This window comes from Streptomyces sp. DT190 (genome assembly GCF_049846985.1).
Classification (GTDB): domain Bacteria; phylum Actinomycetota; class Actinomycetes; order Streptomycetales; family Streptomycetaceae; genus Streptomyces.
Genome location: NZ_JBNCNM010000003.1, coordinates 216827 through 229807, shown reverse-complemented (window position 1 = coordinate 229807; position 12981 = coordinate 216827). Strand labels below are relative to the sequence as shown.

11 protein-coding genes and 1 pseudogene are annotated in these 12981 nt (G+C 73.5%); 6 read left to right on the top strand and 6 right to left on the bottom strand.

Annotation, left to right across the window (positions count from 1 at the left end):
- The 3 genes from pucD to ACPXCS_RS07865 all read left to right on the top strand — a co-directional run bounded on the left by pucD (nt 1) and on the right by ACPXCS_RS07865 (nt 5242).
- Nucleotides 1–2388 carry a xanthine dehydrogenase subunit D gene (gene pucD, locus ACPXCS_RS07875; RefSeq protein WP_425944638.1) on the top strand — a complete coding sequence of 796 codons (2388 nt, stop codon included), beginning with the start codon at nt 1–3 and terminating at the stop codon, nt 2386–2388.
- 203 nt (nt 2389–2591) lie between these two features.
- Nucleotides 2592–4049, top strand: coding sequence for an NCS2 family permease (locus tag ACPXCS_RS07870; RefSeq protein WP_425944637.1), 1458 nt, complete (start codon nt 2592–2594; stop codon nt 4047–4049).
- Between the two features lie 41 nt (nt 4050–4090).
- Complete coding sequence (locus tag ACPXCS_RS07865; RefSeq protein ID WP_425944636.1) at nt 4091–5242, top strand: XdhC family protein; 1152 nt, start codon at nt 4091–4093, stop codon at nt 5240–5242.
- Nucleotides 5243–5341: 99 nt separating this feature from the next.
- Here the strand turns inward: ACPXCS_RS07865 and ACPXCS_RS07860 are convergent, their stop codons facing one another.
- The 3 genes and pseudogenes from ACPXCS_RS07860 to ACPXCS_RS07850 all read right to left on the bottom strand — a co-directional run bounded on the left by ACPXCS_RS07860 (nt 5342) and on the right by ACPXCS_RS07850 (nt 6889).
- A complete protein-coding gene (locus ACPXCS_RS07860) occupies nt 5342–5782 on the bottom strand; it encodes an SRPBCC family protein (protein ID WP_425944635.1) in 441 nt (146 codons plus the stop codon).
- 107 nt (nt 5783–5889) lie between these two features.
- Nucleotides 5890–5985 (bottom strand): annotated as a pseudogene (locus ACPXCS_RS07855) (virginiamycin B lyase); the annotation flags it as partial.
- Between the two features lie 115 nt (nt 5986–6100).
- Nucleotides 6101–6889, bottom strand: coding sequence for a polysaccharide deacetylase family protein (locus ACPXCS_RS07850; protein WP_425944634.1), 789 nt, complete (start codon nt 6887–6889; stop codon nt 6101–6103).
- Nucleotides 6890–7115: 226 nt separating this feature from the next.
- Here ACPXCS_RS07850 and ACPXCS_RS07845 point away from each other — a divergent pair, with 226 nt between their 5' ends.
- The 3 genes from ACPXCS_RS07845 to ACPXCS_RS07835 all read left to right on the top strand — a co-directional run bounded on the left by ACPXCS_RS07845 (nt 7116) and on the right by ACPXCS_RS07835 (nt 10035).
- A complete protein-coding gene (locus ACPXCS_RS07845) occupies nt 7116–7724 on the top strand; it encodes a D-glycero-alpha-D-manno-heptose-1,7-bisphosphate 7-phosphatase (protein WP_425944633.1) in 609 nt (202 codons plus the stop codon).
- Nucleotides 7721–8710: a glycosyltransferase family 9 protein gene (locus tag ACPXCS_RS07840; protein WP_425944632.1), complete on the top strand. Its 990-nt coding sequence runs from the start codon at nt 7721–7723 to the stop codon at nt 8708–8710. Before ACPXCS_RS07845 ends, ACPXCS_RS07840 begins: the two co-directional genes overlap by 4 nt.
- Before the next feature lie 353 nt (nt 8711–9063).
- Nucleotides 9064–10035, top strand: coding sequence for a glycosyltransferase family 9 protein (locus ACPXCS_RS07835; RefSeq protein WP_425944631.1), 972 nt, complete (start codon nt 9064–9066; stop codon nt 10033–10035).
- Nucleotides 10036–10071: 36 nt separating this feature from the next.
- Here ACPXCS_RS07835 and ACPXCS_RS07830 read toward each other — a convergent pair whose 3' ends face one another.
- From ACPXCS_RS07830 to ACPXCS_RS07820, 3 genes are all read right to left on the bottom strand, one after another.
- Nucleotides 10072–10392, bottom strand: a complete 321-nt coding sequence (locus ACPXCS_RS07830) for a DUF3040 domain-containing protein (protein WP_425944630.1) — start codon at nt 10390–10392, stop codon at nt 10072–10074.
- Nucleotides 10393–10498: 106 nt separating this feature from the next.
- Nucleotides 10499–11407: a polysaccharide pyruvyl transferase family protein gene (locus ACPXCS_RS07825; RefSeq protein WP_425944629.1), complete on the bottom strand. Its 909-nt coding sequence runs from the start codon at nt 11405–11407 to the stop codon at nt 10499–10501.
- 79 nt (nt 11408–11486) lie between these two features.
- Complete coding sequence (locus tag ACPXCS_RS07820) at nt 11487–12929, bottom strand: family 43 glycosylhydrolase (RefSeq protein WP_425944628.1); 1443 nt, start codon at nt 12927–12929, stop codon at nt 11487–11489.
- Nucleotides 12930–12981 lie beyond the last annotated feature (52 nt).

The window sequence follows — 12981 nt, the reverse complement described above, 5'->3', positions numbered from 1 at the left end:
GTGTCCTCACCCAACGGAACCCCCACCAGGATCACGCAGGGCTCGCAGACCAAGGGCGGCATCGGCGAGTCCACGCTCCGCCCGGACGGCACCCTCAAGGTCACCGGAGAGTTCGCGTACTCCTCCGACATGTGGCACGAGGACATGCTGTGGGGCCAGATCCTCCGCTCCACCGTCGCGCACGCGGAGATCGTCTCCATCGACACCGGTGAGGCGCTGGCGATGCCGGGCGTGTACGCCGTGCTGACCTACGACGACCTGCCGACCGAGGTGCGGAACTACGGCCTGGAGATCCAGGACACCCCGGTCCTCGCCCACGGCAAGGTCCGCCACCACGGCGAGCCGGTCGCCGTCGTCGCCGCCGACCACCCGGAGACCGCGCGCCGCGCCGCCGCGAAGATCAAGGTGGAGTACCGGGAGCTGCCGGTCGTCACCGACGAGGCCTCCGCGACCGCCCCGGACGCGGTCCTCGTCCACGAGAACCGCGACGACCACCACGCCGGCCACGTCCCGCACCCCAACATCGTGCACCGCCAGCCGATCGTGCGCGGCGACGTCGAGGAGGCGCGCAGGCGGGCCGACGTGATCGTCGAGGGCGAGTACACCTTCGGCATGCAGGACCAGGCCTTCCTCGGCCCCGAGTCCGGCCTCGCCGTGCCCGAGGAGGACGGCGGCGTCCACCTCTACATCGCCACCCAGTGGCTGCACAGCGACCTGCGCCAGATCGCGCCCGTGCTCGGCCTGCCCGAGGACAAGGTGCGCATGACGCTGTCCGGCGTGGGCGGGGCCTTCGGCGGCCGCGAGGACCTGTCGATGCAGATCCACGCCTGCCTGCTGGCGCTGCGCACCGGCAAGCCCGTCAAGATCGTCTACAACCGGTTCGAGTCCTTCTTCGGGCACGTCCACCGCCACCCCGCGAAGCTGCACTACGAGCACGGGGCGACCAGGGACGGCAAGCTCACGCACATGAAGTGCCGGATCGTCCTGGACGGCGGCGCCTACGCCTCCGCCTCCCCGGCGGTCGTCGGCAACGCCTCGTCCCTGTCGGCCGGCCCGTACGCGATCGACGACGTCGACATCGAGGCCATCGCCCTCTACACCAACAACCCGCCCTGCGGCGCCATGCGCGGCTTCGGCGCGGTCCAGGCCTGCTTCGCCTACGAGGCGCAGATGGACAAGCTGGCGCACGCACTCGGCATGGATCCGGTGGAGTTCCGCCGGCTCAACGCGATGGAGCAGGGCACCCTCCTGCCCACCGGCCAGCCCGTCGACTCCCCGGCCCCGGTCGCCGAACTCCTGCGCCGCGTCAAGGCGATGCCGATGCCGCCGGAGCGCCAGTGGGAGTCCAGCGAGGGCGCCGACGTACGGCAGCTGCCGGGCGGCCTGTCCAACACCACGCACGGCGAGGGCGTCGTACGCGGCGTCGGCTACGCGGTCGGCATCAAGAACGTCGGCTTCTCCGAGGGGTTCGACGACTACTCCACCGCCAAGGTCCGCATGGAGGTCCTGGGCGGGGAACCGGTGGCCACCGTCCACACGGCCATGGCGGAGGTCGGGCAGGGCGGCGTCACCGTCCACGCGCAGATCGCCCGCACCGAGCTGGGCGTCACGCAGGTGACCATCCACCCGGCCGACACCCAGGTGGGCAGCGCCGGTTCGACCTCGGCCTCACGGCAGACGTACGTCACCGGCGGCGCGGTCAAGAACGCCTGCGAACTCGTCCGCGAGAAGGTCCTGGAGATCGGCCGCCGCAAGTTCGGCTCCTACCACCCGGCCTGGGCGACGGCCGAACTGCTCCTGGAGGGCGGCAAGGTCGTCACCGACGGCGGCGAGGTCCTCGGCGACCTGGCCGACGTGCTGGAGGACGAGATCGTGGAGGTCGAGGAGGAGTGGCGGCACCGGCCGACCGAGCCCTTCGACCTGCGCACCGGCCAGGGCAACGGGCACGTGCAGTACTCCTTCGCCGCGCATCGCGCCGTCGTCGAGGTCGACACCGAGCTCGGCCTGGTCAAGGTGATCGAGCTGGCCTGCGCCCAGGACGTCGGCAAGGCCCTCAACCCGCTGTCGGTCATCGGCCAGATCCAGGGCGGCACGACCCAGGGCCTGGGCGTGGCGGTCATGGAGGAGATCGTCGTCGACCCGAAGACGGCGAAGGTCAAGAACCCCTCCTTCACCGACTACCTGATCCCCACCATCCTCGACACGCCGACCATCCCCGTCGACGTGCTCGAACTCGCCGACGAGCACGCCCCGTACGGGCTGCGCGGCGTCGGCGAGGCCCCCACCCTGTCGTCCACGCCGGCCGTGCTCGCGGCGATCCGCGCGGCGACCGGACTGGAGCTGAACAGGACGCCGGTCCGCCCCGAGCACCTGACCGGCACCGCGTGAGAGCTCTCCGGGCGGCGCACCGGGACGTCACCTTCCCGCGCCGCCCGGAGGACCGGGAACCGCACCGCTCGCGGTCCTCGCACACCGTCTGATCGTTCGTCTCGGGCCGTCCCCCGGGTCGTGCGGCCGAAGCACCTTCCCAAATCCCGCACGTCGTCGCGACGAGCCGCGGGTGCCCCTATGAACCTTGGGAGTAGGCCCACATGACCCAGCAGTCCACGGAGCCGAGGACCACAGCCGACGACGCGGGCGAAGGCACCCGCGTCCCGGCCGGGCGGTCCTGGCTCGACCGGTACTTCCACATATCCCACAGAGGGTCCACCGTCGCCCGCGAAGTGCGCGGCGGCATCACGACCTTCATGGCGATGGCGTACATCCTCCTGCTCAACCCCGTGATCCTGTCCGGCAAGGACGCGGCCGGGGCCACCCTCGGGCAGCAGGCGCTGATCACCGCGACCGCGTTCGCGGCGGCCCTGACCACTCTGCTGATGGGCTTCGTCGGCAAGGTCCCGCTCGCGCTCGCCGCGGGCCTGTCCGTCTCCGGGGTGCTCGCCTCCCAGGTCGCGCCCGAGATGACCTGGCCGCAGGCGATGGGCATGTGCGTGATGTACGGCGTCGTCATCATGCTGCTGGTCGTCACCGGCCTGCGCGAGATGATCATGAACGCGATCCCGCTCGCGCTCAAGCACGGCATCACCATGGGCATCGGCCTGTTCATCGCCCTCATCGGCTTCTACAAGTCCGGCTTCGTGCACCAGGGCGAGGCCACCCCCGTCACGCTCGGACCGGCGGGCGAACTCGCCGGCTGGCCGGTCCTGCTCTTCGCCGGCACCCTGCTGCTGATCTTCATGCTGCAGGCCCGCAACATCCCGGGCGCCATCCTCATCGGCATCGTCGGCGGCACGGTCGTCGCCGCGCTCCTGAACGCCGCCGGCGTCGTCGACCCCGAGGAGTGGGCGGCCGGGGCCCCCGAACTGCACGGCGGTGCCGTGTCCATGCCGGACTTCTCACTCTTCGGCGACGTCGAGTTCGGCGGCTGGGGGCAGGTCGGCGCGATGACCGTCGGCATGATCGTCTTCACCCTGGTGCTCGCCGGGTTCTTCGACGCCATGGCGACCATCATCGGCGTCGGCACGGAAGCGAAGCTCGCCGACGACAAGGGCCGGATGCCGGGCCTGTCCAAGGCGCTGTTCATCGACGGGGCCGGCGGGGCGATCGGCGGTGTGTCGGGCGGCTCCGGGCAGACGGTGTTCATCGAGTCGGCCACCGGCGTCGGCGAGGGCGCGCGCACGGGCCTCGCCTCGGTCGTCACCGGACTGTTCTTCGCGGCCTGCCTGTTCTTCACCCCGCTCACCGCGATCGTGCCGCAGGAGGTGGCGTCCGCCGCCCTCGTGGTCATCGGCGCGATGATGCTGATGAACGCCCGGCACGTGGACTGGGCCGACCGCGCCACCGCCGTCCCGGTGTTCCTGACGGTCGTGCTGATGCCGTTCACGTACACCATCACCACCGGTGTGGCCGCCGGCGTCATCTCCTACGTCGCCATCAAGACCGCCCAGGGCAAGTGGCGCGAGATCGGCATCTTCATGTGGATCCTCACGGCGGTGTTCCTCGTCTACTTCGCCCTCAACCCGATCGAGAGCTGGCTGGGCGTCCACTGACGCCCCGCCCCGCCGCAGCAGCCCTAAGGAGACCGAGACAGATGCTGGACATCGCCGAGGAGCTGAACCGGTGGGTCGGGCAGGGCCGCGACTTCGCCGTGGCCACCGTGGTGGCCGTGGGCGGCAGCGCGCCCCGGCAGCCCGGCGCCGCGCTCGCGGTGGACGCCGACGGCACGGCCGTCGGCTCGGTCTCCGGCGGCTGTGTGGAGGGCGCGGTCTACGAACTGTGCGCGCAGGCGCTGCGGGACGGCGAGACCGTCCTCGAGCGCTTCGGCTACAGCGACGACGACGCCTTCGCCGTGGGCCTGACCTGCGGCGGCGTCATCGACATCCTGGTCACCCCGGTGCGGGCCGCCGATCCGGTCCGCCCGGTGGTCGCGGCCGCGCTCGCCGCCGCCGCGCGAGGGGAGGCGGCGGCGGTGGCGCGGATCGTGTCCGGCCCGGCCGGCCTGACGGGCCGCGCCCTGCTGGTCCGCCCCGACGGCTCCCGCTCGGGCGGCTTCGGCGCCCACCCCGAGCTGGACCGTACGGTCGCGGCCGAGGCGGGCGCCTTCCTGGACGCCGGACGCACCGGCACCCTGGAGATCGGAGAGCAGGGCTCTCGCTGCGGAGCACCGCTCACGGTCCTGGTCGAGTCCTCGGTCCCCGCGCCCCGCATGATCGTGTTCGGCGCGATCGACTTCGCCTCGGCGCTGGTCCGCGTCGGCAAGTTCCTCGGCTTCCACGTCACGGTGTGCGACGCCCGCCCCGTCTTCGCGACCCGGACGCGCTTCCCCGAGGCGGACGAGATCGTCGTCGACTGGCCCCACCGCTACCTGGAGCGCACGGAGGTCGACGCCCGCACGGTGCTGTGCGTGCTGACCCACGACGCCAAGTTCGACGTGCCCCTGCTGAAGCTCGCCCTGCGGCTGCCGGTGGCGTACGTCGGCGCCATGGGCTCCCGGCGCACCCACCTGGACCGCAACGACCGTCTGCGCGAAGTCGGCGTCACGGAGAGGGAGCTGAGCCGTCTGCACTCGCCGATCGGCCTCGACCTCGGCGCTCGTACGCCCGAGGAGACGGCCCTGTCGATCGCGGCGGAGATCGTCGCGGGGCGGCGCGGCGGAAGCGGGGTGTCGCTGACGGGAGCGCACACGCCGATCCACCACGAGCCCGGGGCGGGTGAGGTGGGGCGGATCGGGTCGGTGGCCTGAGGCGGGACGGGCGCGTCCCGGCGCCTGCCCGTCCGTGCCGGCCGGCACGGTCGCGGACGCGGCCTGCCCGTCCGGCCCCCCGGGGCGTCCGCGCCGGGGTCAGGGGCGGCGGAGCAAGTGGTTCAGTGCCCGGCCGAACACGTGCCGCGCCGACGCCCGTACCACCCCGTCGAAGAGCGGCGGCAGGAAGCGGAGCCTGATCTCCTCGCGCCACAGCACCCGGGTGCGCCCGCCCGGACCCGGCCGCACCTCCAGCTCCGCCCAGCCCAGCACCACCCGGCCGCGTTTCTCCAGCCGGCACATCCCGGGTGATCCGTCCCGCGGTGGCCGCCACACGGTGATCTCCATCGGGTCGTCGAAGCCCAGCGGGCCGACGCCCGAGCGGGCCACGACGCGCGTGCCCTCGCGGGTCGGGCCGGGCGGGACCACCCGGACCACCGTCAGGGGCACGACGTCGCCGTGCCGGGGCCACGCCGTGATCCGGCGCCACGCCTCGTCGAGGGGGAGCGGGGCCGTGCGCTGGAGCTCGATGTTCGCCACGGCACGATCGTAAGGAACCCGCGCCGCCCGCCGCCGCGCCCGCGCCCCGTTCACCCGCCCGGCCCACGCACCGGCCCCGCCGCTCGCGCCCCGGCGGCCCCACCGCCCTACGGCGTCACCCGCGCCACCGCCCCCGTCTCCAGGGCCACCCACAGCGCCCCGTCCGGCCCCACCGTGATGCCGTGCGGTTCGCAGGACGGGGTGAGGGGTCGGGCAGGGGGATCTCCTGGAGGGGGTGCGGCACGTGGTCTCCCTTCGACGCCCTGGCACCCTCCCCGTGCTCGCCGGCGCTGCGCAACGCCCTTTCGCCGCGGCCCGTCACCGGTACACGGCCCCTGGCCGCGCCGTCCCCGGTGCCAGCAACTGCGGCACCGTCACGAAGACATAGCCCCGTTCCTTCAGCGCGTCGACGATCCCGGGCACGGCCGGCACCGTGCCGTCGTAGATGTCGTGCAGCAGGATGATGCCGTCCCGGGACGCCTGGGCGAGGACGCGGCGGCCGATCAGCTCCGGGTCGGTGGTCGTGTAGTCCTTCGCCGTCACGGTCCACAGCACCTCGGAGAGGCCCAGTTCGCGGCAGATCTCGTGCACGGTGTCGTTGGTGCGGCCCTGCGGCGGGCGCACCAGGGTGGGACGGCGGCCGGTGAGGCGCTCTATCTCGCGGTTCGGGCGCTCCAGTTCTTCGCGTATCTCCTCGGGTCCCAGGCCGGTCAGGATCTTGTGGTCCCAGGTGTGGCCGGCCACCTCGTGGCCCTCGTCGGCCATCCGCCGCACCAGCTCCGGGTACTTCTCGATGTGCCGCTCGCCCAGCAGGAAGAAGGTCGCCGGGACCTGCTTGTCCTTCAGGATGTCCAGCAGACGCGCGGAGTGCTCGCTCGGCCCGGCGTCGAAGGTGAGCGCGATGCACTTGGCCTCGCGGCAGTCCACGCTGCCGTACCGGGCCGCCGGGGCGCCGGCGGCCGGTTCGGCCCGGACGGCGCTGGGGGCGGTGGTGTCGGTGCCCGAGCAGCCGCTCAGGGCGAGGGTGAGGGCGGCGGCCGCCGCGAGCGTCCCGGCCGTCCGGAACGCGGTCCCCGTTTTCTTCATCTTCTTGGTCAGAGAAGGCATGCCGGGACTATACATAGCATGTATACGCGCTGTTTATAGTTTTTCGGTCGTATTCTGTGACGAATCGCTACTTACGTAGGCAGTTGGCATCAATTGTTTAAGTCAGCTCGTCCGCGGCACTCGCTTGCACCGTAGGTCTTCACCCCGCACGGGACGGAGCACGTTGCCCATGCGCATCCTCGGTGACCACGCCCGGCGCCCTCGCCCGGCAGCAGGAGGTGACCCCGTGAGCCCGGCCCGCCCCGTCAAGGCCGTGCTCTTCGACCGCGACGGCACTCTCGTCGAGGACGTCCCCTACAACGGCGACCCCGACCTGGTACGCCCCGTCGACGGCGCCCGCGACGCGCTCGCCGGCCTGCGCGAGCACGGCATCGCCACCGGCGTCGTCACCAACCAGTCCGGTGTCGCCCGTGGGCTGCTCACCGAGGCCGACGTCCGCCGCGTCAACCACCGCGTCGACGAACTCCTCGGTCCCTTCGACGTGATCGCCGTCTGCCCGCACGGCCCCGACGACGGCTGCCGGTGCCGCAAGCCGCAGCCCGGCATGGTGCTGTGGGCGGCCGGACGCCTCTGCGCCCACCCCGCCGACCTCGTCGTCGTCGGCGACATCGGCGCCGACGTGGAGGCCGCCCGCCGGGCCGGCGCCCACGGCATCCTCGTCCCCACCGAGCAGACCCGCCCCGAGGAGGTCACGGCGGCCGACCACGTCGCGCCCGACCTCGCGACCGCCGTCCGCGCGGTGCTCGGCGGAGTGCCGCGGGGCCGCGTCCTCGTCGACGAACGACCCGTCCAGGAGGCCTTCACCACCGGCCCCGGATCCGGGAGGTGCCGGTGAAAGCCCTCGTGACCCGACTCGACAGCTTCGGCGACGTGCTGCTCGCCGGTCCCGCGATCCGCGCGGTCGCCGCCCGCGCAGACACCGTCATCGTGCTGTGCGGACCGCGTGGCGCCCCCGCGGCCCGGCTGCTCCCCGGCGTGGACGACATCCTCGTCTGGGACGCGCCCTGGGTGGGATTCACACCTCCGCCCGTCGGCCGCGGCGAGGTCGACCAGCTCATCGACACCATCGACGCCGACACCGCGCTGATCCTCACCTCCTTCCACCAGTCGCCGCTGCCCGCCGCCCTGCTGCTGCGCCTGGCCGGCGTCGGCTTCATCGCCGCCGACAGCGAGGACCACCCCGGCTCGCTGCTCGACGTGCGCCACCAGCGCGCCCCGCACGCCCACGAGGCCGAGGCCGCCCTCGACCTCGCCGAGGCCGCCGGGTTCCCGGCGCCCGACGACGGCCGGCTGCGGGTGCTCCCGCCGCCGGCGACCGCGGGCCTCACCGGCCCCGGCCCCTACGTCGTCGTGCACCCCGGCGCCAGCGTCCCCGCCCGCGCCTGGAGCCCTGAGCGCTGCGCCGAGGCGGTGCGCGAACTGGCCGCCGCCGGGCACCGGGTGGTGGTCACCGGCGGTGCGGGGGAGAGCGGGCTGACCGCGTTCGTCGCGGGCGGGCAGGCCCTCGACCTCGGCGGCCGCACCGGCGCGGCGGAACTGTCCGGCGTCCTCGCGGGCGCCGACGCCGTGGTCACCGGCAACACCGGCCCCGCCCATCTCGCCGCCGCCGTCGGCACCCCGGTCGTCTCCCTGTTCGCGCCGGTCGTGCCCGCCGAGCGCTGGCGGCCCTACGGCGTCCCGTACGTGCTGCTCGGCGACCAGGACGCGCCCTGCGCGGACAGCAGGGCCCGGCAGTGCCCCGTGCCCGGCCACCCGTGCCTGGACACCGTCACCGCGCACGACGTGGTCACCGCCGTGGAGAAGGTCCGGGCCGAGAGATGAGGTCCCCGCCGGGGCACGTGCACGTTCCCCGGACCACCGCCTCCGACCCCACCGACGCCGTCGTCCCGCAGCACCGGCAGCACCCGCAGCGCCCGCACGAACGCGCCCCGGGCGACCGCTGGCCGGGCCACCGCCCGCCGCCGGTGCGCGAACGCGCCGCGACGGGTGTGCCGCCCCGGTGGGTGTCCGGCCGTTTTACGGCGTCCCGGCACGCGGCGGACGGCGCCGGCTGCTCGCCTGTGACGGCCGCTCCTCCACCGCCCTGCCGGCGCGGGCGGCGCGAGGAGCCCGATGACGCACCCGATGAGCGGGCAGCGGGGGCGGGCGCCGGGGACACGGGGCAGTCTGCTGCCATGACACCCGACCCGGCACCCGACGCGACGCCGCCCCGCCTCCTCGTCCTGCGCGCCCTGGGACTCGGCGACCTCCTCGCCGGCGTACCCGCCCTGCGCGCCCTGCGGCGGGCCTACCCGCGGCACGAACTCGTCCTGGCCGCGCCCGCCGGGCTCGCACCGGTCGCCGAGGCCAGCGGCGCCGTGGACCGGCTGCTGCCCGCCGCCGCCCCGGGGCGCGCCGTACCGCGGTCGCTCGACTGGACCGGCCCGCCCCCGGACGTCGCCGTCGACCTGCACGGCAACGGCCCGCCCAGCCACCGTCTGCTGATGGCGCTGCGCCCGCCGCGGCTGCTCGCCTTCGCCCACCCCGACACCCCCGAGATCGACGGCCCGCCCTGGTACGCGGACGAGCACGAGCGCGACCGCTGGTGCCGGCTGCTCCGGGCGTACGGCATCGACGCCGACCCGGCCGACCTGCGCCTGCCCCGCCCGGCCACGGCCTCCCCGGCGCCCGGCGCGGCCGTGCTGCACCCCGGGGCCGGATCACCCGCCCGCTGCTGGCCCGTGGAGCGCTACGCGGCCGTCGCCACGGAGCTGCGCGCCCGGGGCCTGCGGGTGGTCGTCAGCGGCGGACCCGACGAGGGCGACCTCGTGGCGCGGCTCGCCAAGCAGGCCGGCCTGCCCGACACGGACGTCTTCGGCGGCGGCCTGCCCTTCGGCCGGCTGGCCGCGCTCGTCGCCGACGCGCAGGTCGTCATCAGCGGCGACACCGGCATCGCCCACCTCGCGGTCGCCCACGCGACCCGCTCGGTCACCCTGTTCGGCCCGGTCGCACCGAGCCACTGGGGCCCGCCACCCGACCCGCGCCACCGCGCGCTCTGGTACGGCCCGGAGGGCGACCCGCACGGCCACCACCCCGATCCCGCACTGCTGCGCATCACCCCGGACGACGTCCTGAACGCCGTCGACGCCCTGCCCGGCACGGGCTGACCGGTCCTCGCCCGGCGATCATCATGCGAGGACCGGTCAGCCGCCGCACCAGCGGCACATCAGTCGGAAGCCGGCGAACAGCGTGACGGGCCACAGGGCGGCGAACGCCCAGATGACGGCGGGTTCGGAGGTGGCCATCCCGACCACCATCAGACCCGTCGACACCGCGAGGAGGACCGCCACCGTCAGGACGCGGGGACGGTAGGAGGCGATCCGGGAGAGTATCCGGGCCGGGTCGGGCAGGCGGCTCAGCCGGAGGGTGCGCAGCCGGCGGTCCAGGCGCCGGTCACGGCGCAGGACGCGCTCCATCTCGTCGAGAATGCGCTGCTCGTGGTCGGGGAGGCGGCTGATGGACACGCGGTTCTCCTTCCGGGCGGCCTGACCGTGGGTCCTCCCGGCGGGACGTGCGGCGGGGACGCGTGGCGGGGGACCGGACGTGCGGGTGCCCCGTGACATCCGGGGGCTAACCGGGGACCGGCCGCGCCAGCGCCTCGACGAGCCGGTCCGCGCTGTCCGGCGCGGCGCCCTCGCGGAACCCGTCCCGGATCTGCCGTGCCGTCACCCGCCCACCGGTCAGGCACCAGTCCCACCATCGGTCCAACTGCCGTACGTCCAGCCGGTCGGCGGGCACCAGCGCGGGCCAGCCGCAGGCCCGTGCCTGCGCGGTCAGCTTGGCGCCGCCGGAGACCGGGTCGACGGCCAGGACCGGGGTGCCGACCCGCAGCGCGATCACCAGGCCGTGCAGCCGGTCGGTGACCACCAGGTCCAGCCGGGCCAGCACGGACTGCAGCTGCGCGGGCGTGGCGCTCAGATGCCAGTCGTGGGTGTCGAGCCGGGTCTCCAGCTCCAGCCGGGCGCAGTCCTTCGCGGCCAGCCAGCGCGTCACCTCCTCGGCGACCTGCCCGTGCCGCCGCAGCTGCCCGTACTCCTCCTGCCCGTGCGTGAGGATCACCCCGACCACCGGCCGGGCGGGCACCTGGGGCGCGCGGGCCGCCAGGTCCTCCACCGGCTCGCTGTCCGGCGCGTCCCGGGGCAGCACCCGGTGGAAGCCGGTGACGGCCGCGCTGTCGGGGTCGATCACCGAGGTGCCGACGGCGATCCGCACGCAGTGCGCGAACCGCCGGTGCAGCTCCTCGACCTGCGGCCCGTGCAGCGGACCGCACACGAACACCAGGTGGCTGTAGTCCCCGGGCCACAGCCGGTCCAGGTGCAGCGCCTCCGGCCGGAAGCCGGGACTCCAGGCGATGTCGTAGCGGATGCCCGTCCCCCGTAGTACGTCCTCCACCCGGCGCAGGGCCAGTACGTCCCCGGCGGTGGCCTCCCCGTCGCGGAAGCTGAACCACCCGGTGAGCAGCACCCTGCGCGGTCGCATGCCCTGTCGTGTCTGCACATGCCCTGAGTGCCCGCCCACCGGGAGGACAATCAGAACATCACGCACATATGGCGTGCCGTCACCGGGCGTGGAAGGTGGCGTCCGCCCGGTCCGTGGCCGTGCTCACCGCCTGCACGTTCAGCAGGTACTCCCAGTGGCGGACGTAGCGCCCGGGATGGTTGTACGACTCGAACGAGACGCCCGTGGAGTCGGCGAGCCCGGCGCGCCGGTGGAAGGCGGCGTCGGCGGCGAACCGGGCGCTGCCGTCGTTCCGCTCCAGCCACACCTCGAAGTTGTCGTGCCGCAGGTAGTGACCGGGGAAGTTCGCCGACTCCAGCGAGACGGTGCCGCTGCCCGCCAGGCCGGGCACGACGCGGAACTGCGAGTCGGCGAGCGGGGTGACGTTCGCCTCGATGCGGGCCCGGTAGTCGTAGTGCCGGACGAACCGGTCCGGGAAGTTGTACGACGACAAGCGCTGCGGGGTGACCCCGTCGGCCACGGGGATGCCGAAGTTCGGGGTGCCGTCGGCGTTCCAGTAGACCTTCTGCACACGCGTGCGGCGGTTGGGGTCGTTCAGCGGGTCGCCGCTGATGTCCTTGTAGCTGCGGTCGTGGTAGACGAGGATGTCGCTCTTGCCGTCCTCGGAGACGGTGAAGGAGTTGTGGCCCGGACCGTACTGGCCGGTCGCGGCGTTGCTCGCGAACACCGGGGTGGGGCTCTTGGTCCAGGACGCCCGGCTGAGCAGGTCGGCGTTCGCGGACGCGGTGAGCATGCCGAGGCAGTAGTTGCTGTCGGTGGCGCTCGCGGAGTACGTCATGAACACCTTGCCGCCGCGCTGGATCACGGCCGGGCCCTCGTTGACCTTGTAGCCGACGGTCTCCCACGCGTAGGTGGGGCGCGACAGCATCACCGGCGTCCCGGTGATGGTCCAGGGGTTGGCCATCCTGGCGAGGTAGAGGTCGGTGTTGTTGTTCACCGACGGGTCGCGCTGCGCCCAGGCCAGGTAGCGCACGCCGTTCACGACGAAGGTGGTGGCGTCCAGGGAGAAGCTCTCCCACTGGGTCCTGATCTGGCCCTTCTCCGTCCAGGCGGCCGTGAGCGGGTTGGCGCCGGTGCCCTCGAGGACGTACATCCGGATCGCCCAGACGTCGTTCGTGGCGCCCGCCGCGAAGTACACGTACCACTTGCCGTCGATGAAGTGGATCTCCGGCGCCCAGATGTGCGCCCCCATCACACCGCCGGCGTGCTTGGTCCAGATCGTCGTCTCCGGGGCCGACTTGAGTCCCTGGACGGTGGTCGCCCTGCGCAGCACGATGCGGTCGTACTCGGGGACGGTCGCGGTGAAGTAGTAGTAGCCGTCCGTGTGCTTGAAGATGTGCGGATCGGCGCGCTTCTCCACGAGGGGGTTGGTGTACGTGACGGCGGGGGAGTCGGGTGCGGCGGCCTGTGCGGGCGCGCCGGAGAGGCAGGTCGCCAGGGCGACGAGGACCGCCAGGAGCAGCCGTACGGCTATGCGTCTCAAGGGAGTTCTCCGGGGGCAGGGGTGGGGAGACCGGCTCTGTCCGTTATTTCGA